This window comes from Gordonia sp. DT30 (assembly GCF_049844915.1).
In the GTDB taxonomy this organism is placed as follows: domain Bacteria; phylum Actinomycetota; class Actinomycetes; order Mycobacteriales; family Mycobacteriaceae; genus Gordonia.
Genome location: NZ_JBNCLY010000124.1, coordinates 1 through 234 on the forward strand (window position 1 = coordinate 1; position 234 = coordinate 234).

A 234-nucleotide genomic window follows, 5' to 3' on the forward strand; every position below is an offset into this window, starting at 1 on the left:
GCGGAGCGCCGGTTCGGGTTTCGGTCGGTGACCGACATGCTGGTCGTCGGTTTGCGGGTGTCGGAGCCGATGCGCCGGCGCAAGCAGATGACCGCCACCGCGACCTATCACGGGTTGACCGGCGAACCCCTCAAGCCGAAGTATCCGACTCTCGCCGAGGCGTTCGCCGAGGGGGCGGTCGGGCCCGCGCATGCGCGGGTGGTGATCGACGTCCTCGACGACATCCCGCATCAG

1 pseudogene is annotated in these 234 nt (G+C 69.2%); it reads left to right on the forward strand.

What is annotated here, in order from left to right:
- Window positions 1-27: 27 nt before the first annotated feature.
- A pseudogene (locus ACLQ3C_RS21715) lies at window positions 28-234 on the forward strand (HNH endonuclease); the annotation flags it as partial.